This window comes from Nocardia sp. NPDC057663, from assembly GCF_042799895.1.
Lineage (GTDB): Bacteria > Actinomycetota > Actinomycetes > Mycobacteriales > Mycobacteriaceae > Nocardia.
Genome location: NZ_JBHVHX010000006.1, coordinates 1 through 22,864, shown reverse-complemented (window position 1 = coordinate 22,864; position 22,864 = coordinate 1). Strand labels below are relative to the sequence as shown.

Annotated in this window: 20 protein-coding genes; 9 read left to right on the top strand and 11 right to left on the bottom strand. The window is 68.3% G+C overall.

Annotated elements, in window-relative coordinates:
• Positions 1 to 67: 67 nt before the first annotated feature.
• Together ACFVAV_RS15645 and ACFVAV_RS15640 are read right to left on the bottom strand one after the other, a co-directional pair.
• Positions 68 to 1,168, bottom strand: a complete 1,101-nt coding sequence (locus ACFVAV_RS15645) for a DUF475 domain-containing protein (protein WP_379035413.1) — start codon at positions 1,166 to 1,168, stop codon at positions 68 to 70.
• A gap of 69 nt (positions 1,169 to 1,237) precedes the next feature.
• Positions 1,238 to 1,813, bottom strand: coding sequence for a TerD family protein (locus ACFVAV_RS15640; RefSeq protein WP_019049996.1), 576 nt, complete (start codon positions 1,811 to 1,813; stop codon positions 1,238 to 1,240).
• Between the two features lie 321 nt (positions 1,814 to 2,134).
• Between ACFVAV_RS15640 and ACFVAV_RS15635 the strand changes: the two genes are divergently transcribed.
• Genes ACFVAV_RS15635 through ACFVAV_RS15620 form a run of 4 tightly spaced genes read left to right on the top strand, consistent with a single transcriptional unit; the run spans position 2,135 to position 7,749 of the window.
• On the top strand, positions 2,135 to 3,223 hold the full coding sequence (locus ACFVAV_RS15635; protein WP_379035410.1) for a hypothetical protein: 1,089 nt from the start codon (positions 2,135 to 2,137) through the stop codon (positions 3,221 to 3,223).
• A gap of 16 nt (positions 3,224 to 3,239) precedes the next feature.
• Positions 3,240 to 4,451 (top strand): HpcH/HpaI aldolase/citrate lyase family protein, encoded by a 1,212-nt coding sequence (locus ACFVAV_RS15630; RefSeq protein ID WP_379035934.1) that lies wholly within the window; start codon positions 3,240 to 3,242, stop codon positions 4,449 to 4,451.
• Positions 4,448 to 6,904 (top strand): phosphoribosyltransferase, encoded by a 2,457-nt coding sequence (locus ACFVAV_RS15625; RefSeq protein WP_379035408.1) that lies wholly within the window; start codon positions 4,448 to 4,450, stop codon positions 6,902 to 6,904. Before ACFVAV_RS15630 ends, ACFVAV_RS15625 begins: the two co-directional genes overlap by 4 nt.
• Before the next feature lie 38 nt (positions 6,905 to 6,942).
• Positions 6,943 to 7,749: an HAD family hydrolase gene (locus ACFVAV_RS15620; protein ID WP_379035933.1), complete on the top strand. Its 807-nt coding sequence runs from the start codon at positions 6,943 to 6,945 to the stop codon at positions 7,747 to 7,749.
• A 44-nt stretch (positions 7,750 to 7,793) separates the two neighbouring features.
• Here ACFVAV_RS15620 and ACFVAV_RS15615 read toward each other — a convergent pair whose 3' ends face one another.
• The 4 genes from ACFVAV_RS15615 to ACFVAV_RS15600 all read right to left on the bottom strand — a co-directional run bounded on the left by ACFVAV_RS15615 (position 7,794) and on the right by ACFVAV_RS15600 (position 11,089).
• The gene (locus ACFVAV_RS15615) at positions 7,794 to 8,843 is read right to left on the bottom strand and encodes an alpha/beta hydrolase (RefSeq protein ID WP_379035406.1); all 1,050 of its coding nucleotides are present in this window, start codon (positions 8,841 to 8,843) and stop codon (positions 7,794 to 7,796) included.
• 145 nt (positions 8,844 to 8,988) lie between these two features.
• Positions 8,989 to 9,753 (bottom strand): AIM24 family protein, encoded by a 765-nt coding sequence (locus ACFVAV_RS15610; protein ID WP_379035404.1) that lies wholly within the window; start codon positions 9,751 to 9,753, stop codon positions 8,989 to 8,991.
• A 4-nt stretch (positions 9,754 to 9,757) separates the two neighbouring features.
• Entirely contained in the window at positions 9,758 to 10,456 is a 699-nt protein-coding gene (locus ACFVAV_RS15605; protein WP_379035399.1) for an AIM24 family protein, read from the bottom strand.
• A 9-nt stretch (positions 10,457 to 10,465) separates the two neighbouring features.
• The gene (locus tag ACFVAV_RS15600; protein ID WP_379035397.1) at positions 10,466 to 11,089 is read right to left on the bottom strand and encodes an AIM24 family protein; all 624 of its coding nucleotides are present in this window, start codon (positions 11,087 to 11,089) and stop codon (positions 10,466 to 10,468) included.
• A gap of 167 nt (positions 11,090 to 11,256) precedes the next feature.
• Here ACFVAV_RS15600 and ACFVAV_RS15595 point away from each other — a divergent pair, with 167 nt between their 5' ends.
• Entirely contained in the window at positions 11,257 to 12,615 is a 1,359-nt protein-coding gene (locus tag ACFVAV_RS15595) for a TerD family protein (protein WP_379035395.1), read from the top strand.
• Positions 12,616 to 12,639: 24 nt separating this feature from the next.
• Entirely contained in the window at positions 12,640 to 14,160 is a 1,521-nt protein-coding gene (locus tag ACFVAV_RS15590) for a TerD family protein (protein ID WP_379035393.1), read from the top strand.
• Between the two features lie 3 nt (positions 14,161 to 14,163).
• On the opposite strand, the gene ACFVAV_RS15585 is transcribed toward ACFVAV_RS15590, so the two are convergent.
• The 3 genes from ACFVAV_RS15585 to ACFVAV_RS15575 form a co-directional block, all read right to left on the bottom strand.
• On the bottom strand, positions 14,164 to 15,843 hold the full coding sequence (locus ACFVAV_RS15585) for a glycosyltransferase family 87 protein (protein WP_379035932.1): 1,680 nt from the start codon (positions 15,841 to 15,843) through the stop codon (positions 14,164 to 14,166).
• A gap of 81 nt (positions 15,844 to 15,924) precedes the next feature.
• Positions 15,925 to 18,558: a transglycosylase domain-containing protein gene (locus tag ACFVAV_RS15580; protein ID WP_379035391.1), complete on the bottom strand. Its 2,634-nt coding sequence runs from the start codon at positions 18,556 to 18,558 to the stop codon at positions 15,925 to 15,927.
• A gap of 361 nt (positions 18,559 to 18,919) precedes the next feature.
• Positions 18,920 to 19,339, bottom strand: a complete 420-nt coding sequence (locus ACFVAV_RS15575; RefSeq protein WP_379035389.1) for a DUF5318 domain-containing protein — start codon at positions 19,337 to 19,339, stop codon at positions 18,920 to 18,922.
• A 161-nt stretch (positions 19,340 to 19,500) separates the two neighbouring features.
• Here ACFVAV_RS15575 and ACFVAV_RS15570 point away from each other — a divergent pair, with 161 nt between their 5' ends.
• Genes ACFVAV_RS15570 through ACFVAV_RS15560 form a run of 3 tightly spaced genes read left to right on the top strand, consistent with a single transcriptional unit; the run spans position 19,501 to position 20,860 of the window.
• A complete protein-coding gene (locus tag ACFVAV_RS15570) occupies positions 19,501 to 20,061 on the top strand; it encodes a DUF1707 domain-containing protein (RefSeq protein WP_379035387.1) in 561 nt (186 codons plus the stop codon).
• 8 nt (positions 20,062 to 20,069) lie between these two features.
• Positions 20,070 to 20,690 (top strand): DUF1707 domain-containing protein, encoded by a 621-nt coding sequence (locus tag ACFVAV_RS15565; protein WP_379035384.1) that lies wholly within the window; start codon positions 20,070 to 20,072, stop codon positions 20,688 to 20,690.
• A complete protein-coding gene (locus tag ACFVAV_RS15560) occupies positions 20,672 to 20,860 on the top strand; it encodes a hypothetical protein (protein ID WP_379035382.1) in 189 nt (62 codons plus the stop codon). Before ACFVAV_RS15565 ends, ACFVAV_RS15560 begins: the two co-directional genes overlap by 19 nt.
• Before the next feature lie 84 nt (positions 20,861 to 20,944).
• Here the strand turns inward: ACFVAV_RS15560 and ACFVAV_RS15555 are convergent, their stop codons facing one another.
• On the bottom strand, positions 20,945 to 21,391 hold the full coding sequence (locus ACFVAV_RS15555) for a hypothetical protein (RefSeq protein WP_379035379.1): 447 nt from the start codon (positions 21,389 to 21,391) through the stop codon (positions 20,945 to 20,947).
• A gap of 669 nt (positions 21,392 to 22,060) precedes the next feature.
• On the bottom strand, positions 22,061 to 22,723 hold the full coding sequence (locus tag ACFVAV_RS15550) for a GAD-like domain-containing protein (protein WP_379035377.1): 663 nt from the start codon (positions 22,721 to 22,723) through the stop codon (positions 22,061 to 22,063).
• Positions 22,724 to 22,864 lie beyond the last annotated feature (141 nt).

Sequence of the window (22,864 nt, the reverse complement as noted above, 5' to 3'; positions counted from 1 at the left end):
ACGACAGCGGCGGCGAATCCCGGTCCGGGACTCGCCGCCGCCGCGCATTCGGCCAACGTGGCGCCGATCAGCTGACCGGTGCGGTTTCCTTGGACTCGTCCACCGCGTCGGGCTCGTCCTTGCGGTTGCGCATGATGCTCGAGATGAACGCCGCGCCGATGAACGCCACACCGACGAGACCGGTGATCAGCTCGTCGACGTGCACGCCGATCGAGATCAGCAGGATCGCCGCCAGCGCGCCGATCGCCCAGTGCGCGCCGTGCTCGAGGTACACGTACTCCGAGAGCGTGCCCTGGCGGACCAGGTACACCGTGATCGACCGGACGAACATCGCACCGATGAAGCCGAGGCCCAGCGCGATGATGATCGGGTCGGAGGTGATCGCGAACGCGCCGATCACGCCGTCGAAGGAGAACGACGCGTCGAGCACCTCGAGGTACAGGAACAGGAAGAACGCGGCCTTACCGGTCGCCTGCACCAGACCCGACGGGCCCGACTTTTCCAGTTCCTCGGTGTGGAACATCGAGCCGAGGCCGTCGACCGCGATGTAGACGATCATGCCGAGCAGACCCGCGACCAGCACGGTCGACCGGTCCTCTTCCTTGGCCAGGAACTCGGCGGTGAGGATCAGGCCGATGCCCGCCACGACCACCGACAGCATGTCGAGCTTGCCCGCCCTGGCCAGCGGCTTCTCCAGCCAGCTCAGCCAGGTGATCTCGCGCTCTTCGAAGATGAAGTTCAGGAACAGCAGCGCGAGGAACATACCGCCGAACGCCGCGATCTGCGGGTGCGCGTCGGTCAGCAGGGTCTCGTAGCTGGGGCTGCCGTCGGGGAAGTACGCGGCGTCGTTCGGAGGCGGGTTGAGCGCCAGGTCGAACGCCTCGATCGGACCGAGCCCGGCGGTGATCCACACGATGGCCAGCGGGAACACCAGGCGCATGCCGAACACGGCGATGACGACACCGATGGTCAGGAAGATCCGCTGCCAGAACTCGCTCATCCGCTGCAGGACGGTGGCGTTGATGACGGCGTTGTCGAACGACAGCGACACCTCGAGAATGCCGAGGATCGCGCACAGTGCGAGGGCGGTCGGGCCTCCGTAGAGGAAGGCGACGACCAGCGACAGCACCGTGACGGCGACGGACAGGCCGAATATGCGCGTAATCACGCGGAGGGACCTTTCTGTGTCACACGGACAGGGGGCCCGGTCAGTCGAGCCCCCTGTTCGCGATGGTGACTAGACGTTGACGCCGTAGTCGCGGGCGATACCGGCGAGGCCGGATGCGTAGCCCTGCCCGATGGCACGGAACTTCCATTCGGCACCGTTGCGGTACAGCTCGCCGAAGACCATAGCGGTCTCGGTCGAGGCGTCCTCGGACAGGTCGTAGCGGGCGAGCTCGGTGCCGTTGGCCCGGTCGACGACGCGGATGTAGGCGTTGCGCACCTGGCCGAACGACTGCGAGCGGGTCTCCGCGTCGTAGATCGAGACGGGGAAGAAGATGCTCTCGATGGTCGGCGGGGTGTTGGCCAGGTCGACGTTGATGACCTCGTCGTCGCCCTCGCCCTCGCCGGTGGTGTTGTCGCCGGCGTGCTCGATGGCGCCTTCGGGGGACTTCAGGTTGTTGAAGAACACGAAGTGCTTGTCCGAGACGACCTTCTTGTCGGCGCCGGTCGCGATCGCGCTGGCGTCGAGGTCGAAGTCGGTGCCGGTGGTGGTGCGCACGTCCCAGCCGAGGCCGACCGCGACCGCGGTCAGGTTCGGAGCCTCTTTGGTCAGCGAGACATTGCCGCCCTTGGACAGACTGACACCCATGCGGGAATCCCTTCGGTTAGTCCGGTGTGTCGTTTCCCAGCATGTCCGAATCGCCGGGTACCGCTACGACAGTAATAGGTTTCGCGGAACTTGCGTAGGAACGAGCAGCAGCCCTGGTGAACGGGGGGAATCTCCTACCATCGGGGCAGTGCGTGGTCGGGTCGCCGCGCGGTTCGGAAAGGGGACGTGCCGGTGACACCTCGCAGACGCGGATGGTTCAGATCGGGGGCCGATCATGAGTGGATCAGTGGAGCCAGGGCGGCCACGTCGTCCGCTTTCCTCGATATGGATCATCGGCAGACGGCAGCGGAGGCGGGTGCGGTGGCCAGCGACCAGGTCTTCCCCGACCGCCGGGTCGGCGCGGTCTGGGAGCCGGTGCGCGCGCGGTGCTACGCCGCGGCGGGCGCGTATCTGAGCTTCACCGACGAGCTCGACACCGCCGAAGCCGCGGGCGCCCCGATCGCGGACGGGCCTGCCAGGGCCGAGGCGCTGGTGCGCCAGCTCAACGACGCGGCGCGCGGGGTCGACGAGTTCTATCACGCCCATCGCGCCGGCCTGGAGGAGGCGGCGCGCGTGCGGTCGGCGGTGCCGCAGCTGCTGGCGCATGTGCGGGCCGAGGCCGAGCGGGTGCTCGCCGCCGCGGCGTCGTCGGGCTACGCGAAGTACCCCTCGATCGAGGCAGGTGTAAGGCGGCTGAATGAGGATCTGATCACAGCGTCCTCGGTCGATCCGCAGACCTCCGTCGCCGCCGCGCGCACGGCCGCGGCGGGGGTACAGCAGGCGACGGCGGAATTGTCGGATGCGTTGGCGCAGGCCCCTTCTCGCGCCTCGGCGGCGGCGAAGGCGATCGCGTCGGTGACGACCCGGCTGGCCGCGGTCCGCAACCGCGCGAGTGGGCTCGGCCCGGCCTACTCGGCGCTGTTGCGCGAGTTCAACGCTGCGAGTTCGGCGGACTTGACCAACAATGAGCGGGAAAGCCGGCGCGGCATCGACGCCGCGGACGCGGCGCTGGTGGGCGCGCGTGTCGCGGCTGCCGATCACGACCCGGAGACCGCCCTTGAATTGACCGCCACCGCGCGCCAGCATCTCGCCGAGGCCGAGCAGTTGGTCGACGCCGTCACCCGGCGCCTCGAACTGTTGCGCGAGGTGCGTGCCGACCCCGATGCGCACGCCCGCACCGTACGATTCCGGCTGCGGGACGCGCAGATGCTCGCGGTCGACCGAGGCCTGGTCGGCGAGTGGGGGTCGGTACTCGACGCCCAAGCCGAACGCCTAGACCGCATCAATTCCGGACTGACGGGTCGTCATCCAGACTATTGGGCATATGTTTCCGAACTGGACACCGTCGCGGCGTTCATCGCCGGAGTGGTCGAACGCATGAGAAAACACGTAGGAACCGACAGGACTTAGGAACGCACAGAACATGATGACAGCGGGGTACGCGGTCGCGCCGGAGATCTGCCTGCGTAAGCAGGTGCCGCTACGCCACTTCCGGCAATTGCACGGGCCAAGCGCCCGTGAGCTGTTCCACATCGAACCGGAACCGATCGTCGACGCCGGCGACCGGGAACTGCTGGCGACCGCGCTCGGCGCGACGCTGTATGTGCCCGCGACCCGCGCCGACCTGGCCGCCACGATCCGCAGACGCGCGGCACGCGGCGTGTGCTCGATGGTGATCGACCTCGAGGACGCCGTCGCCGACCACCAGGTGGAGGCGGCCAAGGCGCACGCCGTCGCGACGCTGGATCTGCTCGCCCGCAGCGAGGATCCGAACCCGATGCTGTTCATCCGGGTGCGTGACCCGCAGACCGTCAGCGAGCTGGTCGACCAGCTCGGGCCGGGCGCCGACGTGCTCACCGGCTTCGTCTTCCCCAAGTTCGACGCCGTCACCGGGCCCGCCTACCTGGCCGCGCTCGCTGACGCGCGGCGCAGGCTGGATCGCCCGGTCTACGGCATGCCGGTGCTCGAGTCGGCGAGCCTGGTGCATCGCCAGACCCGCGACGAGCAGCTCTCGCGCATCGCCGAGCTGCTCGCTGAACACCGCGACCAGCTGCTCGCGGTGCGGATCGGCGCCACCGACATGTGCTCGACCTTCGGCATCCGCCGGGACCGCGATCTCACGATCTACGACGTGCGCGTCGTCGCCGACGTGATCGCCGACATCGTCAACTACCTCGGCCGCGCCGACGGCACCGGTTTCATCATCACCGGGCCGGTGTGGGAGTACTTCGCCGACCACGAGCGGATGTTCCGGCCGCTGCTGCGGACCGCGCCGTTCGAGGAGTCCGACGCGGTGCCGTTCCGTCAGTACCTGGTCAGCCGGGACCTGGACGGGCTGCTGCGCGAGATCACCCTCGACCGTGCCAACGGCATCCAGGGCAAGACGGTGATCCACCCCTCGCACGTGGCCGCCGTGCACGCGCTGTCGGTGGTGACCCACGAGGAGTACGCCGACGCGCTGCACATCATGGAGGCCGACGTCGGCGGCGTCGCTGCCTCGGAATACCGCAACAAGATGAACGAGATGCGCCCGCACCGCAGTTGGGCCCGCCAGACGCTGGTCCGGGCTCGTGCGTTCGGGGTCGCGAACAAGGGAGTGTCCTTCGTGGATTTGCTGACAGCGATGATCGCCGAATGAGCGTGTTCGGACTCGATCTCGAAATACCGTGGGCGACAGAGAATCTGGGTATCGAACTGCGGCACGGTGCGTCGTTCGCCGCGTCGGCCGCCGAGGACGCGCTGCCGGGTGAGCTCTCGATCGCCGCGCTGGTCCAGCCGGGTTTGCGGCGCAATCCGCGCCGGGCGCACCTGCTGGTGTCGACCGTGCTCGGCAAGCACCTGCCCACCGATCCGCGGATCGTGATCGGCGCGGGCAACCGGCTGGGCGACCTGGTGCGTGAGGTCCTCGGTGAGCGTGAACCTGTCGTGCTCGGATTCGCCGAGACCGCAACGGGTTTGGGCCACTGCGTGGCCGCGCGTATCGGTGCGGGCTGCTACCTGCACTCGACGCGCCGCCAGGTCGAGAGCGCCACCACCCTGACCGGGTTCGAGGAGGGGCATTCGCACGCCACCTCGCACCTGCTGCAACCCGCGCCTGCCGACATCTTCGTCAACGATCTGCCGCTGGTGCTGGTCGACGACGAGATCTCCACCGGTGACACCGCCATCGACGCGGTCCGCGCGCTGCATGCGTTCGCGCCCCGTTCGCACTATGTGCTCGCCTCGCTGGTCGACATGCGTACCGCCGCCGACCGGGCGAAGTTCGAGGCCTTCGCCGCCGAACTCGGCGCGCGCATCGATACCGTCTGCCTGGCTTCCGGGCGTACCGAGCTGCCCGACGGCTTGATCGAGGCGGTCACGGCGATGCCGGAACCGGAGCTCAATCCGATGGCGGCACAGCGTGGTTCGTTCGGCCGGATCGAATTGACCTGGCCCGCCGACGTTCCCGAAGGCGGCAGGCACGGCATTCTGAACTCCGATGTCGCGGCGTTCGATATCGCGCTGAAGGCCGCCACCGACGAGGTGCACTCGCGCCTCGATGCCGAGTTCGCCGGTCGTCCCGTGATCGTGCTCGGTCACGAGGAACTGATGTACCTGCCGCTGCGGCTCGCTGCCGAGCTGGCGGAATCGGGGACACCCACCCGCTTCCAGACGACCACGCGCTCACCGGCTTACGTACTCGACGAGCCGGGCTACCCGCTGCGCCGTGGCTTCCGCTTCCACGCACCCGAGCCGGACGCGACTGCTCAGCGCTACCTGTACAACGCGCAGTGGACCGACGGCGAGACGGCGCCGGTGCTGCTGGTCGTCATCGACCCGCCCGCCGACACCGACGAACTCGTTTCCCCCGATGGTCTGGTCGACGTGCTCACCGCTTCGGGCGCCGACGTGCTGATCGCGGTGCTTCCCGGCGCGGATCCGCGCACCCTGCACGCGGATCGCACCGACGAGGCCGATCCCGGCCGCACCTATCCCCAGGCATTGCACGGCCCCGACTTCGGTTCCTATGCGGCTGACGAGGTGTCGTGGCTGCTGAAGGATCTCTCCGGCGCCGATCTGGAAGCCGATGTCGCCGAGCGTGAGCGGCGGATCCAGGCCGGCGTCGCCCACTACGCCGAGTCGCTGCCGGTCGAGTATCAGCCGGATGCCGAGTACCGGGAACTGTTCGACCGCGTGCTGGCCGACAGCGCGGACCGGCTGGCGCTGGCCGTGGCCACGGTGGCCGAGCTCGTTGTCGCCGAACGTGGCGAGGACATCGTGCTGGTCTCGCTGGCCAGGGCGGGTACACCGGTCGGCGTGCTCATGCGGCGCTGGCTGCGCAGCGGTGTGGGCAGGCCCAGCCTGACCGTGCCGCACTACGCGGTGTCGATCGTGCGTGATCGCGGCATCGATGCGGTGGCGCTGGACTACCTCGCGCACCACCACGATCCGTCCACGATCGTGTTCGTCGACGGCTGGACCGGCAAGGGGGCTATCACCCGCGAGCTCACCGAGGCGCTCGACGCCTATCACGCCGCCGGTGGCGCCCGGTTCAACGACGAGCTGGTCGTGCTCGCCGATCCCGGCAACTCCGTGCGCACCTACGGCACCCGCGACGACTTCCTGATCGCGTCCGCGTGCCTGAATTCCACGGTGTCCGGGCTGGTCTCGCGCACCGTCCTCAACGACACCCTGATCGGACCCGGTGAGTTCCACGGCGCCAAGTTCTACCGTGAGCTCGCCGACGCCGATGTCTCGAACCAGCTGCTCGACGCGGTGACGGCCGCCTTCGAGGGCATCCGCGATCAGGTCCCCGCCGCGGTCGCCGCGATCCGGGACTCCGATCGCACCCCCGACTGGTCGGGCTGGGCGTCGGTGGAGCGGGTGCGCGCCGAATATGGTGTCGCGACAGTGAATTTCGTGAAGCCGGGCGTCGGCGAGACCACCCGCGTACTGCTGCGCCGGGTACCGTGGCGGGTGCTGGTCCGGGAGGCCGATGCTCCTGAACACGCGCACATCCGCCTGCTCGCCGCGGCGCGCAATGTCCCGGTGGAAGTGGTCCCCGACCTGGCCTACTCCTGCATGGGCCTGATCAAGGAGCTGGATCAGTGACCGCCGACGCGCTGTTCGCCACCGATCTCGACCGCACGATGATCTTCTCGCGCAATGGCTTCGGCGGTGCCGACGCGGTGGCCAAGCAGTGTGTGGAGTACTACGAGGGCGAGCCGCTGTCGTACATGACCACGATCGCGGTGGAACGGCTCGGTGCGCTCGCCGCCCTCGCGCCGGTGGTCCCGACGACGACCCGCACGATCGAACAGTTCCAGCGGATCGATCTGCCCGGCGCGCCGTGGCGCTACGCCGTCACCAGCAATGGCGGCAACATCCTGGTCGACGGCCTGCCCGATCCGACCTGGCGCACCGCGATCGACGATCAGGTGCGCGCCACCGGCGCCACCCTCGCCGAGGTCGGGGCCGAATGGCGGTCCCGCATCGATGATTCCTGGGTCACCAAGTACCGGGAGGCTGACGACCTGTTCTGCTACTTGGTCGTCCGGCCCGACGCGGTCCCGGAGGGTTTCCTCGCCGAATGGGACGCGTGGTGTCGCACGCAGGGCTGGTCGGCCTCGCAGCAGGGTCGCAAGATCTACACGATGCCCGACGCGGTCTGCAAGAGCCTGGCCGTCGCCGAAGTCCGCCGCCGGCTGGTGGAATCCGGTGAATTGTCCGAGGACGCAGAGCTTTTCACCGCGGGCGACGGTGCGCTGGACGCCCCGATGCTGACCGCGGCCGATGCGGCGATCCGTCCCCGGCACGGTGAACTCGAGGAGCTGAACTTCACCAGCCCCAACCTCACCGTCACCGAGTCGGCCGGCATCCTCGCGGGGGTGGAGATCCTGGAGTGGTTCCACGACGCCCTCGAGCGCGCCGCGCTGACTGTGGGCGACGCAGCCTGAGCACCGAAAACCCGGGTGCCGCAGGTGCACCCGGGTTGTCGGAATCAAGGCTGTGGGAACAATCCCTTCGCCAGCACCGGCCATGAAGTCTTGAGATCGTCCTGCCAGTAGCCCCACGAGTGGGTACCGGTATCGCGGTAGACGAAGGTGCCGGGAATGCCGAGCTGGTCCAGCCGCGCCTGCAGATTGTGCGAGGACACGAAGATCGCGCCCTCGATCAGCGCGCCGAGGGCGACGGTCTTGGGCGTATCGGCCGGCTTCTCCATCCGGAACGGCCCGCCGGGCTGATCGTGAATGCCCGGGATACCGGTACCGGTGGAGACGAAAAGATGGGTACCGCGCAGCTTTTCGGCATTGACCAGCGGATCGTTGGCCGCCCACAGCGGCCCGCCGACCGGACCCCACATGTTCTCGGCATCACCGCCGCCGTACAGCTCGACGGTCAGCTTCACCGCCTGCTGTCCCGCCGGATCGCTGACCTGGGTGAGCCCGCTGTAGACCGCCGCACTGCGGAACAGGCCCGGCTTGGCGATCGCCAGGTTCAGCACGGGGATGCCCGACATCGACAGGCCCGCAATGGCATTGACACCGTTGGTGCCCAGCGCCGCGTCGATGAGCGGCGGCAGCTCCTCGGCGATATAGGTCTGCCACTTGTTCACGCCGAGCACCGGGTCCGGTTTGATCCAGTCGGTGTAGAACGTCCACGCGCCGCCGATGATCTGGACGACATTGACGTCCTTGTTGGACAGGAAGTCCAGCGCGTCGGTACGCAGCTGCCAGGAGGCGCGGTCCACCCCGCCGCCCGCGCCGTTGAGCAGGTACAGCGCCGGTTTCGGGGTAGCGGTGTCGGCCGGGCGCTGGACGTCGACCGGGAAGGTCTGGTTCATCGCGGCGGAATGCACGTACAGGCGCAGATGCCGCGCGTCGGTGACCTCCATCCGCTCGATGAAGGACCCGTCCGGCGAGGTCACGGAGCCGAGGGTGACGCCAGGCGCGCCGGTGGGCGCCGCGGCAACGGGGGTGCCGGAAATGATCGACGCGGTGACGGCGTACAGTGCCGCCGCCACGACCCGTCGAATGTTGCGACGCTGCACTGCGCCCACTCCTCTGATCGAGCTACCGCCGACTCGTTCTCTCGGCGGCCCTCACCGTAACGGCAGCCCCTCGCCCGCCGTCAGTTTTTGGCTCGTACTCGTTTCAGAATTTTCCCGCCCGTCCGGAGTGCGTGAGCTCGTCGGCTCAGTAGTGCTGCTGCTGACCGGCGAGCTGCTGCTGGACGACCCCTTGGATCCGTTGCAGACCACCCACGGTGATACCGCTCTGCAGCTGGCCTTCGATGGTCCTGACCAGGGCGTTGTCGCTCATGACCTTCTCGCTCGACTGGATCAGCACGGTGCCTGCGCCGGTGAAGTCGAACTGGCGCTCCTCGCCCGAGTTGGCACCCATCCTGGCCGCACCGGCCGCCAGGAAGCTGCCGATCCAGCCCTGGTCGTAGTGGTGGCTGGGGGAGGGGCAGTCGGCCCAGCCGACCAGCGCCTCGGGATCAACGCGCAGTGGGGGCTCGGCGAAGATGACCGGGCCGTTGGAGGAGGCGAGGAACTTGCCGGTGCCGATCAGGGTGAGGAAGCCGGGCACGATCGACTGCTTGAGCGCCAGGCCCGGCTCGAAGGCGAGCAGGTTGGCGCCGCGGATGGTGAGGTTGCCGTCCTCGAGATCGTAGGAATTGATGTCGTAGCCGCGGTCGCCGATGATCAGCTTGCCGTGGCCTTCGGCGACCACGTAGTCACCCGCGAACAGCGGCGCCGAGAACTGGCTGCTCACCATGTGCATGAGGTTGCCCTGCAGGCCGTGGGTGAGCATCTGGAACTGGATCTGGCCGTAGTAGGCGATCATCGCGCCCTTGCGCATGAACCACGGGCCGGTCAGGTCGATGCAGTAGGCGTAGCTGTTGCCCGGGATGTTGTCGCTGGCACCGAGATTCATCGGGGAGAGGATTTGGCTCATCGACTCACAACTTCTCTTCTGAGGCCTGCACGTACACGACACCCTGTCCGTGGCAATGCAGTTGCATCGCCTCGCCGGCGCCGCGGCCGACCGCGTCGCGCCAGCTCATCGCCGCCTTGAGTTCGGTCTGCACATTGCCGTACGCGGCGACGAACGCCTGTGGGTCGACGACCACCGGATTCGGCCCGCCCACTTGCAGTTCCAGGAAACCGCCGTGCGCGAGCAGCACCGCGGAACCCTGTCCGCTGAGCTGGGTGGTGAACATGCCCTGCCCGGTCGCGACACCGGCGGCCGCACCGCGCAGCGCGCCCATCAGGCCGCCACCGCCGCCGCCACCACCGGAACTGGCCACCGAGACGACCGAGGCCTGCAGACCACCGGTGTTGGCCAGCAGGCGCGAGGCCTCGGCGCGCAGCACCGCGCCGGGCTGCACGTGCACCACGTGCACCTCGAGCCCGGCGAGTCCGTAATGGACGACGCCGTTTCCGCGCGCCAGCATGGTGCGCTCGTGCTCGCCCGCCATCATGGCGCCCGCCATCCGCATCAGACCGCCGCCGCCCATCCCGGGCCCCGCGCCGGGAATCTGGTGCGGCGCGAACGCGACCTGGCCCTGGTAGAACAGCATCGCGCCGGTCCGGGCGACGACGCCGCCCGCCTGCCCGACGTCGACCTTGACGACCTTGCCGTTGACCTTCTCGAACATCGCCGCTTCCTACCGTTCCGCCGGCTGGATCAGCACGACACCCTGGCCGTCCCACCGCAGTGAGAACGCCTCGCCCGCGTCCTGGCCGACCATCGTGCGCCAGGAGACGTCGGTGACGAAGGACTGGTTGAGGTTGCCGCGGGCCGCGACGAACGCGTCCGGATCCACGATCAGCGGATATTGCGGCGAGACCTCGAGATGGATCAGCGGGCCACCGGCCGACAGCAGCGCCACCTGGCCCTGCCCGCTGACGGTGGTGGTGAACAGGCCACTGCCCGCCGACATCCCGCCGACACCGGCGAACCGCACATCGGTGCGCAGATTGCCCGCGAAGGCGAGCAGCTGCTGCGACTCGACCTGCAACGTCTCGTTGTTCAGGTCGACCACGGTGACGTTCTGGCCGTTCACCGCGAAGAACACGCGACCGTTGCCGGTGCATTCCATCAGCGACAGCTTCTCGCCGGTGGCGCGGCGCTTGAGGCCGGACAGCACGCCCTCGCCGCCGCCGAACCCGGCCGATTTGAACTGCACATTGCCTTCGTAGGCGACCATCGAGCCGGAGATCGCGCGGATACTCGTCCCCGCGAGATGGGCCTCGATCACCTTCTTCGATTGTTCTAACAGCTGCGCCATGACGGCCCTGGGGTCCCCTCTGGACAGGCGGGTGGAATGCCCGACACCTACTGCGTGGTCACCCTAACCGATCGATCGGGCACGCGCGGTGGCTGCGGAGCGCGGACGCTCGCGCTCGCTTTCTCGTAGAGTGGCAGACGACCGCACCGACAAGCGAAGGGTCGAACTTGTCTGCAACACTCGCCAAGGGCCAGAACGGTCCACTGGCCGTCAGTGACGTGGTGATCTCGCTTCAGCTCACAGCACCGGCCGATCTGTCCGCGCTGCTGGTGACCGAGCAGGGCAAGGTCCGCACCGATGCCGACTTCGTCTTCTACAACCAGCCGAGTGGACCCGGCGTCGATCTGCGCCCCGGGCCTGCGGGCCAGCCTGCGTCCCTGGCGGTTTCGCTGCCCGCGGTACCCGGCGACATCGACCAGATCCGCGCCGTGATCACCCTCGACGACGCGACGAGCAACTTCGGCCGGTCCGCACCGCCGACCGCGATCGTCTCCGACGCCGCCGGTAATCGGCTGTTCGAGTACCGGATCGACGGGCTGAACGCCGAGTCGATCGTGATCGCGCTCGAGCTGTACCGCAGGCAGGGCAGCTGGAAGGTCCGCGCCGTCGGCCAGGGCTACGCCGGTGGGTTCGCCGCGCTGGTCACCGATCACGGTGTGCAGGTGGATGATTCGCCCGCACCCGCCGCTGCCCCGCAGCAGGCGCCGCCGCCCGTGCCCCAGCAGGCGCCGCCCGCGTACCCGGCGCAGTCCGCGCCGAGCTACCCGCAGCAGCCCGCGCCCGCCTACGCGCCGCCCGGCGGTGGCTACCCGCCGCCCCCCGGCCCGGCTCAGCAGCCGCCCGCCGCCGGTTACCCGCCGCCGCCCGGTCCCGGCCCCGGTTACCCGCCGCCCGCGCAGGCTGCCCCGCCGCAGCCTGCCGGTGAGGTCAGCCTGAGCAAGGACCGCCCGGTCAGCCTGCAGAAGGGGCAGCGGGTCACCCTCCGCAAGGAGGGCGGCGCCGCGCTCACCTTCGTCAAGATGGGCCTGGGCTGGGACCCGGTGCGCACCCGCGGCATGTTCGGCAACCGCACGGTCGACATCGACCTGGACGCCTCGGTCTGCCTGTTCGCCGACCACAATCTCGTCGACGTGGCCTACTACGGTCAGCTGTCCTCCAAGGACGGCTCGGTGCGCCACCAGGGCGACAACCTGACCGGTGAGGGCGAGGGCGACGACGAGATGATCCTCGTTGATCTGACCAGGATCCCCGCGCACATCTCCGCGCTGCTGTTCATCGTCACCTCCTACAAGGGGCACACCTTCGAACAGGTGCAGAACGCGTTCTGCCGCTTGATCGATGGCACGACCAACGGCGAACTCGCGCGCTACACCCTCGCCGGCGGCATGCCGTTCACGGCGATGGCGATGGCCAAGGTGTACCGGGTCGGCGGCGACTGGAAGATGCAGGCGCTGGGCGAGGGCTTCCATGCCAAGCATCCCGGCGAGGCGGTGCCCCAGCTGGGCCGCTTCCTCGGCACCGATTAGGCACGAACAGAGCAGGCTGACAACGTGATTCACCTGAAGGCGGGCCAGAACACCGCGCTGACCGCCGACACCGTGCGTTTCACCGCACAGACCACCGGCACCGCCGACCTCGGGGCGCTGGTGGTCGGCGAGGATCTGCGGGTCCGCGACGAGCACGATCATGTGTGCGCGTCGCGGCCCGCCGCTCCGGGCGTCACCTTCGCCGGCGGCGCGGTGGATATCGCACTGCCGCAGGTCAGGTCGGACGCGCATGCCGTGCTGCTGTTCGTCACCGCCGGGCATGTGCTCGGCACCGTCACCGCGACGCTGGCCGGGAACGGCACGCCCATCGCCGAATTCGTGATCTCGCCCAGCGCGGGGGAGAGCGCGCTGATCTGCTTCGAGGTGTACCGCCGCGGTGGTGGCTGGAAGCTGCGCGCGCTCGGCCAGGGGTACGACGGCGGGGCGGCGCAGTTGCTGCCGGCCCACGGCGTGCCCGCCCCCGCGGCACCGCAGGCCACCGCGCCGACCGAGACGATCGCGCGGCCCGCCGGTGCGCCGGGCATCCCGCTCGAGGTCGAGCACGGTCTGCAGCGGATGTGGATGATCTTCGAGGACGCCGCCCGTTCCGCGGCCGCGCTGGTCTCGGCCCGCGACTACGCCGCCAAACGACTGGATCAGGAACTCTCCGACGCGGTCTCGAACCCCGCGACCCGCAACACCCCGGCCGCCGACGCCGCCCGCGCCGAGGCGCAACGCCGCCACGACGAGCTGGTCGGCCTGGCCGACTCGGACCATCGCCGCGACAGCGACCACCTGGGTCGCGAGATCGCCGAAGCCGACTCCGTCATGCCCGCCGCGCTCGCCTCCTGGCTCGCCCCGGCCTGGACCACGAAAGCCGCACGCAGCGACGGCATCCGGCTCGGCGAGCTGTACGCGCTCGACCGCGGCGAGCTGCGCGTGCCGTATTGCGTTCCGGTACCGCTGAATCGGCCGCTGTGGGTCGACACCGAGTCCAGCTCCGCCGCGTCCCGGGTGGTCGGCGCGCTGGTCGCCCGGCTGGTCGCGGCCCTGCCGGACAAGCCGACCCGGGTCGACCTGATCGACCTCACCGGCGGCCTGCGCGGGCTCGCCGCTCCGCTCGCCCCGCTGCTCGCCGGTCCGGTCATCGCCGACCACGCCGACATCCCGGCTCGCCTCGGCGCACTGGCGCACGCGGCCGAGCTCGCCGACATCGCTTACAACAGTGGGCAGGCCGTCCCACCGTCCGAGCACCGGATCCTGGTCGCCGCCGACTTCCCGCACGGCTACCAGGCCACCGATGTGGTGCACCTGGGTCAGCTGATGGTGCGCGGCGATCTGATCGGGCTGTCCCTGGTGGTCGTCGGCAGCGGCGGCGTCGACTTCGGCGACGGCCCGCTGTCGCTGCTGTCCCAGTCGTGCAGGCACCTGCCCACCATGCCTGGCACCCCGCTGTTCGATCCGTGGACCGGCAACGCCTGGGAACTCGATCTCGACATGCTCCCGGCCGAACCCGAGCTCCAGGCCCGCTACCTGCGAATGTAGCGCTCAGTCCACCATCGACGGGGGCCGCGTGCTCGTGCAGGCCTGCTTGGGGCGCAGGAATTGCGGCAGCCACGGCAGGAGCGGGTCGGGTGCGCGGTCGAGGATTCCGCCCGCCGGATCGTCGACGTAGTCGCGGCGCACCAGATCGTCCTGGGGACGCAGGATCTCGTGGACGACCAGGGCGCACAGGCCGAGGACGGCGAGATCGCGCAGCACGACGGTGCCGGTGAACCACTGCTCGGGCAGGCCCTTGGCGTCCTCGCCGAGGTAGTAGTACATGCGCGGTACCCAGACCAGCGCGTCGATCGTCATCCAGGCCAGCAGGATTCGCCGGTGCGGCAGCGCGAGCACCGCCAGCGGCACCAGCCACAGCGAGTACTGCGGGCTCCACACCTTGTTCGTCAGCAGGAACGCGGCGACGACCAGGAAGCACAGCTGCGCCACGCGCGGCCGCCGCGCCGCGGTCAGCGCCAGGTAGGCGATGCCGGCGCAGGCGGCCAGGAACAACAGCAGCGAGACCGTGTTCAGCACGGTCGGCGGCTGGCCGTGTTCGAGCGGCCCGTCGAAGCCGCCCCACCCGGTGAACGAGGTGATCACGTTGTAGATCGAATCCGGATCGGCGTGGCGGGTGGTGTTGAGCCGGAAGAACTCTCGCCAGCCGTCGGGGTACAGCACGGCGATCGGCAGGTTCACCGCGATCCAGGTGCCCGCCGCGGCGAGCACGGCGAGGGTGGCCGCGCCGAGCGGGCGCAGCGCGAAGAACTGTGTCCTGGCAGGAGTCTCGCGCAGCCAGGTGCGGGCGGTGTCGAGGCTGTCGATGTCACGCAACCGCAGACCCGCCCGCGCGGCGGGTAGCCGCTGCATCGGATCGGCGCGCAGGCACAGCACCAGAATCGGTCCGAGCAGCAGCAGCGGATACAGCTTCGCCGCGCCGCCGAGACCGAGCAGCACACCGGCGAGCACCGGTTTGCGCCGTGCCCAGGCCAGCAGGCCGGTGGCCGCGAAAGCCGTTGCCAGCGCGTCGAAATTGGTGAAGGCGTGCACGATCACCAAAGGCGACACCGCGATCAGCGCCGCGTCCCAGACGCGCCGCCCGGCTAGTCGCGAGGACGCCCACACGGTGATCAGCCAGCCCACCGACAGGCCGAGCGCGACGACATTGAAATACACGACCACCGACAGCGCGCCGGGCAGCGGCAGGTGATCCCAGACATTGCCGATCTGCATCGCCGCGTACTGATACAGGCCCGAAAGCACCGGATACTCCATGTATCTGGTCTCGGTGCCGCCGTCGGGGGTCGACTCGGTCCAGGACTTCTTGTACGGGAAGGCGCCCTCGTTGAGCCGTTCCGCGCCGTAGAGCGGCACCGTGTCGGAGTAGCACATGGCCACGTACTGGCGGCCGTTGTTCCAGTCCAGCATGAGACCGCCCGCGCCGTCGCCGGTCTGCTGGATGCAGCCCGCCTTCGCGGACCAGCCGAGCGCGAGGAACACCACGGTGAAGGCGAACATCACCCGCAGCGGCGTCCAGAACCGCACCCGGCCGATCAGCGCGTGATCGCCGACCGGGCCGCCGATCACCGTCGACAGCTGCGCGGTCAGCGAATCGTTGCGGCTGGGCTTATCTCGCGCATCGATCGACCGCAGGTCGGGAGCCAGCTGGGCGGGCGCGACGTACTGCACTCCGCGGCCCGGCCGGGTACCACTCGACGCCGGCTGGTCCGCGAGTTGCTGATCGGTCACGACATCCGAGGCTACCGGTGGCTACCGGGATCTGGTCGGTGTGGTTCCCCCGCCACTCTCGTTGTCGTTGTCCGCACCGCCCGTGCCGGGCCTCGTGCGGTTGCCGTTGCCATTGCTGTTGGTCGGCGGCGAGCCGTCCGCGGGCGCGGTCGGCTGACCCGGCAGCGGGCCGGTCGTCGTCTCCGGCGTCTGCTGCGACGGCTGCTGTCCGGCGGGCTGCTGCACGCCGGGCACCGGGATCCGGATGCCGGGGAAGACCTCGACCTGCGAGGGCACGATCACCGGCGGGGCGAAGGTCGGCGCAGTGGTCGACGGCGCGGTGTAGGGCGCCGACCATTCCGGCACACCGGCCTGGCCCTTGATCGGGGCGGGCTTGGGGAACGCCTCGTTCGACGTGCCGGACAGCGCGCCGTCCATCGTCGCCTTCCAGATGTCGGAGGGCAGACCGGAACCGTAGATGCTGCCGCCGCCGTAGTTGCGCAGCGGATCACCCTGCTCGGTGCCGACCCACACCGCGGTCGACAGCGACGGGGTGTAGCCGACCATCCAGGCGTCGCGGTTGTTGCCGGTGTCGCCGAGCTGGTGGGTACCGGTCTTGGCGGCCGACTCCCGGCCGCCGGCCAGGTTGTGGTTGCGCGAGTAGGCCGCGATCGGCTTCATCGCCGCGGTGACGTTGTCGGCCACCGCCGCGCTCACCCGCTGCTCGCCAGCGGGCTCGCCGCGATCGAGCAGCACCTGACCGTCGGCGGTCACGACCCGCTGCACGAAGTGCGGGGCGTGGTACATGCCGGAGGCGGCCAGGGTGGCGTAGGCCGAGGCCATGTCCAGCGGTCGCGACTGGTACTGGCCGAGGATGACGCCGTTGTTCGGGCCCGCGCCGTTCGGCTCGGTCAGGGTGGCGCCGATGCCGGGCAGCTCCTCGGGGATACCGAGCTTGTGGCCCATGTCGGCGACCTTCTGCGGACCGTTCTGCATGTCCAGCTGCATGCGGTAGAAGCTGGTGTTCAGCGACCGCTTGAGCGCCTCGGCAATGGTGCACATGCCGCAGGACTCGCCCTCGACATTGCCGATCTTGATGCCGTTGACGGTGATCGGCGAGCTGTCGTACAGCTGCGAGAGCGGGATGCCCAGCTCGAGGTTCGCGGCCAGGCCGATCACCTTGAACGAGGAGCCCGTCGGCAGACCCGCGTTGGCGAAGTCGAAGCCCTGGCCGTCCTCACCGCCGTAGTAGGCGCGCACCGCGCCGCTGCGCGGGTCGACCGAGACCACCGCGGTCCGCAGGTTCTCCGGCTCGCCCTCCAGCTTGGACTGCGCGGCGTTGACCGCGGCCTCCTGCGCCTTCGGGTCGATCGTGGTGGTGATCTGCAGGCCTTCGGTGTTGAGCTGCTGCTCGCTGATGCCCGCCTTGGACAGCTCCTCGAGCACCTGGTTCTTCACCAGGCCCTCCGGGCCCGAGTCCAGGCTCTTGTCGCCCAGCGACGCGAGCGTGACCACCTGCGGGTACTGCATCGACTGACGTTCGGTCGCGGGCAGGTTGTTGCCGCTGACCATGCCGTCGAGCACGTAGCCCCAGCGTGTTCTTGCGCCTTCGGGGTTCTTCTCCGGGTCCAGCATCGAGGGCAGCTGGATGGTGGCGGCGAGGACGGCGCCCTCGGCCACGGTCAGCTCCTGCACCGGCTTGCCGAAGTAGGACTTCGCCGCGGCATCGATGCCGTACGCGCCACGACCGAAGTAGATCGTGTTCAGGTACGCGGCCAGGATGTCTTCCTTGCTCCACTGGCGCGCCATCTTGGCCGAGATCACCAGCTCGTGCATCTTGCGCTGCATCGACCGCTCGTCACCGACCAGCGCGTTCTTCACGTACTGCTGGGTGATCGTGGAACCACCACCGGCGCTTTCCTTGCCGAGGACGTTGTCGCGGGCGGCGCGCGCGAAGCCCGACACCGAGAAGCCCGGGTTGGTGTAGAAGTCGCGGTCCTCGGCGGCGATCACGGCATTGCGCACATGCGGCGGGATCTGATCGATCGAGACCTCGGTGCGGTTGCCCTCCGGCGGGACCACCTTGCTCAGCACGGTGGAGCCGTCGCTGGCGAAGATCGTCGCGACCTGATTGGTCTCCAGATCGCCCGGCTTCGGCACCGAGACCGCCGTGTAGGCGACCAGGAACACCGCGCTCGGCACGACGATGGCCAGGGCCATCAGCACGTACATGGTCCGGCGAATGGCCCGCCACGGCACTTTCCGCACCGAACCACCCCTACCGGAACCGTCGTCGCCACCGCCACCGTCGCGGCGGTTACGCGGTCCGGTCGGCGGCGGCGTGCCACCCGCACCGGTGGCCCTGCGCTCACCGGTCGTCGGACCGCCGGGACGGCGACCGGCGCCGGGGCGCGCGGCGGCGGGCGACGGACCGGTCCTGGGGCGGTTCACGTCGTCGGCGCCGCGGACGGGCCTGCCCGCGTCGGGGTGGCTCGCCCGCACCGTCTCGTCACGCCCCGGGCGCGGAAGCTTCTGGGTGGCGCCTGCGGCGGGCGGCACGGCGCGACCCGGCTGGGCCGGCCTGCCCTGCGGCGGCCTGCCCTGACCCGGCGCTGCCGGTCCACCCTGCGGACCGGCAGGTCGCTGGGGTGGCGGACCAGGCCGACGTGGCGGCATGCCACCCGGCGGCGGACTCTGCCGATTCGGCGGCGGCCCACCCTGCGGACCACGTCCACCGGGCACCGGGCCACGTCCGCCCTGCGGGCCGGGGCCCGCGGGCGGCATCGGCCGACGCGGCGGCGGGGCCGGTCGGTCACCCGGCTGCGGAGGGAGACCCGGCTGTGAACCCCGAGCCGGACGGCCGCCGTGCGGATCATCGCCGAAGGGGGAGGACTCGTAGGGCGAACTCACTGACCAGATCTCCATAACTCGTAAGGTTCAACCGGCACACGACATCCGCGCCGGACAACCGGCGCGGATACCTTGCACCCCGAACAGCGGCGCATCATGCGGTGGCCACCATCACCCGGCGGCTCCATCATTCGGCCGCAGAGCGCCGCCCCGCTCGCGAACTCGTCCGGCGGCGGACCGGCGCGGGCGCCGAGCCGAGCACATACGATTGCACCAGGTGGTTCCAGCTGCACGAACGGCACACCTCGACGACGTGTACCGAGAATTCCTCGTTCGACTCTGCCATCCTGACCAGCTCCTCGGGCGTCCGCGCGGAACCGGCCACCTGGCCGAGCCCGTCGCCGTACACCCACGAAACCAAGGTCAGCTGCTCTTTCCGGCAGATCGGGCAGGTGACTTCGCTGCCCCGGCCATGGAACTTGGCGGCCCGGAGCAGGTACGGATTCGCGTCGCACACTTCGGCGACACCGACCCGGCCCGCGTAGACGTCAGCGAGCAGCGACCTGCGCCGGAGCGCATAGTCGACCACCTGCCGCTGAATTCGCACGATCACCAGAGTAGCTGGGATTGAATCCCGGTGCCGGTGGCACCGCTTGTTCCGTGGTCTCGCCGTAAACTGCCGATACCGGGGTCGGCCCGGGTATTTCCGCAGGTGAGGCGCGCCGCAAGATGGCAGATTCCGGGCGGGCTCGCAGAGCCTCCGATACCGTGACGAGGGCGCGTGATATCGATCGCGCACAGGTGTCGACCGTGCTTGACGCGGCCTATGCCGAGGGCCAGCTGGGGGCGCAGGAGTACCACGACCGGATGGATCGCGCCGGTACCGCGCGCACCCTGGGCGAACTGGAACGATTGACCGCAGACCTGCAGTCACCGGCTGTTTTCGGTGGTCAGCCGCCCGCCGAGCGAAAGCGCTTCGGCCGCAAGCACTCCGGCGAGTACCCCGCGCGGACCAGGGCGCGCGACGCCGACCGGGCCCGCACCACAGCGGCACTCGACGCCGCCCGCGCCGACGGCCAGCTCGACGCCGAGGAGCACGCGGCGTTCACCGAATCAGCCGACAAGGACGCGCTGGCCGCGGCCTTGGCCACCGCGGTCGCGACCGTGCGCGTACCCGGAGGCAAGGTCGCCCACGTTTCGATCGAAAACGACCACTGGTTGCGACAACCGGCGATCGGCATCTCCGTCACCAACGAGGCGACCCAGTCCGGGCGCCTGTACCTGGCGCTGTCCGGAGAAGTGCTGAAGACCAGCCCGTTCGAAGGATGACCAAGGCGATGAAGAATCCCGCCGCCGCGAAGAACCTGCGCGCCCGCGACACCGACCGGGCCGACGTCTGCGCCCTGCTCGACGCCGCCCTGGCCGACGGCCAGCTCACCGCACGCGAACACGAGAAGCGGACCGCGACCGCCATGCAGGCGGAGACCTTCGGCGCGCTCGACCGCCTCGTCGACGACCTCCAGATCCCCGGCGACCTCGCCGCCACCCCCGTCGCCCGCGGCATCCCGCGCGCGCCGCGGCGCTGGTGGATGCCGGTCGGCGCGATCGTGCTCGCCGGTCTGCTCGGCGCCGGCGCGGGTCTGCTCGGCCGCACCGTGGGCGACGCCGCGTTCGGCGAACCGCTGCCCGACCTCACCACCGGCAACGGCTTCGCCCACTTCCTCGCCGACTACCGCGCGAAATACGGTTCGACCGAAGTCGACGAGCTGACGTTGTACCCGGACTACGCCATCGTCGAACGCAAGGCCGACAAGCCCGGCAAGCAGGACGAACAGATCTACCGCGGCTCCTTCAAGGCCTGGGGTTCGCAGGGTTCGCGCACCCCGGACACCAAATCTTTCGACTTGGCAGGCGTCGACCTTGCCGCTACGCCCGCCTCATGTCCGGCGCCCCGGTGACCACCAAGGTTCCCGGCGGCTGGGTCTCCCATGTGCTGGTCAGATTCGAGCCCGGCGGCGGCAAGGATGCCGAGCCCGAGATCAGCATCTACGTCAAGAACGACGCCGAGGTGAGCGGATACCTGAAGATCCGCCTCAACGGCGAACCGATCGCGGTGAACCCCGCCTAGCCCAGGCCCATCCGCACCCGTCCAAACTGGGCCGCCCCGCTGCCAGCTCTTATCCCGCGCATTTAGGACTACCTTCAGTCGGACTCAACCGTCCGCATTCGCCCACTCGAGCACCACATCGCGGACGGGCAGCTGCCCTAGGTCCCGAAGTTTTACATAGAGCTCCTCGGCGCCGAGATGAATCCATTCATCATGCTTACCCAATTCCCACACCAGATCACCGAGCTGATCACTCGATTGAGTCGCCGGAACATCTCGCAGCACAATAGATTCACGAATTCCTAGGGCATCATATACTCGCCGGAGCGCTCCTGCAGCCAGCCACCTGATCTCACCATATCGATACGGGATACCCGTTATGCACGGCGACCTATCGTCGAGCAAAGCCTCAATATATGGAATTATACGAGCTTCGGGATACGGCGACCGCTTGAGCGTCCGCAGAGTAATGACTACATCATGTTTCGAACCCTTGAATGCATCGACAAAGTAGTCAAACTCCTCGTCCCGTTGCGCTTGCGAATTGCTCATATTCATTTTCTAATTGCTTCCAATCTGCGGGTGATATTTCTATCTCCAGCTGCCTATCCGGAGGAATCTCGCGCGTGTAGGAGTTCGCTCTGGCTGAGCTGGGTTCCGTGCGGCAGTCCAGCCCGAAGGGCACTACTCGCTAAAAGGCTCCTCGTCGTCTCCCGGTGGGTACAGCCTGTCGATGAGCAGATCTACATCGGTGGGATCGAGGCGGATAGGCCGGTAGTTGAGATTTCGGATATTCTCCAAGAATTCCAGCGGTGGCTCAACGCGATGTACCTTGACATAATCCGACCACGCCAATGGCCACACCCACCGTCCATCGGTCATCTCGCCCAGGCGGACGTACCCACCGCCTTCCTTGAGGAAGCCGTCGCCGGAATGGCCTGGGGAGAGGACCAGTGGCTCGCAAAGTTCTAAGAATGACGCGACGCGATCCGCCGTAAGGCCTCCCGGGATCAGTTCGACGACACTCGCGGATTGGCCAATCCTTCGAGGAGTTGACAAGCTAATCATTTGCAAGACTTGCTTTCAGTTTGTTGAGTCTGACCGCAATATGGGCCCGGCTCGCGTAGCCCCGCTTTGTCAGGCGCATCGCACACCACGCGAGTACCCGGCGACTGTTCGCCGGGTACTCGCCCAACTCGGGATCAGCATTCCCTGTTTGCCTCAGAACTTCCAGTTCATGACCTGACGCTGCGTCACGGTACTCAGGAACCGCACATGATCGACCGCGTTAACAACCTCCATTCCGCGGGGAGTAAAAGAACCACCCAAGCCGACCGCCGGAACGCATCCATACATCGTGGACGCATCAAGCCCGCCCAGCCGTTTACGCACGCGCCGAAACATCGGCTTGTCATCGTCCCCGTCCTCGTCCCACAGTTCCAGCAGTTCTGCATCAGTGTCAATTGCCACGAGAATCTGAAGCTTGACGTCCAGTTCATCGGCCATATTACCCGATTGATCGATGGGCACTATGAACCCGTTTTGTGGGTCAATTGTCAAGCTTCTGCCGGTCCTATTTCCCCACATCGTCAGCTTGCCGAAAGCTGTTCGAGTAAACGGAATCCAGTCATCGTGGAACGGCAACTTCAGTCCAGAGATCCATTCATCGACAGCGGGCTGCCATTCTTCTGGATTGCACAGCCAGAGCAGTCCCTCTGCGTATCCAGAAAAACCCACTGTTCGCCATATGTCTAGCAGCAATTCGGGAACTCGCCCCGCGTATCCATCGATTGCGCTATTTTCAGCGGCCACTGTCGCGTATGGTGAACCAAGGCTGGAAATTGCTTGTTCTAGACCAACGCTATTCAAGGGTTCAATCTCCATTCAACATTCGTCAACCCATGGCCCTTGCCTGCATTTACCGGGCCTTGGGCATACGGTCGAACCGATCGCCGTGTACAACACCTAGTTGTACTGACCACGGACGTTGGTGACGGCGTGGCGAGCTGACATGACGAAGACCTC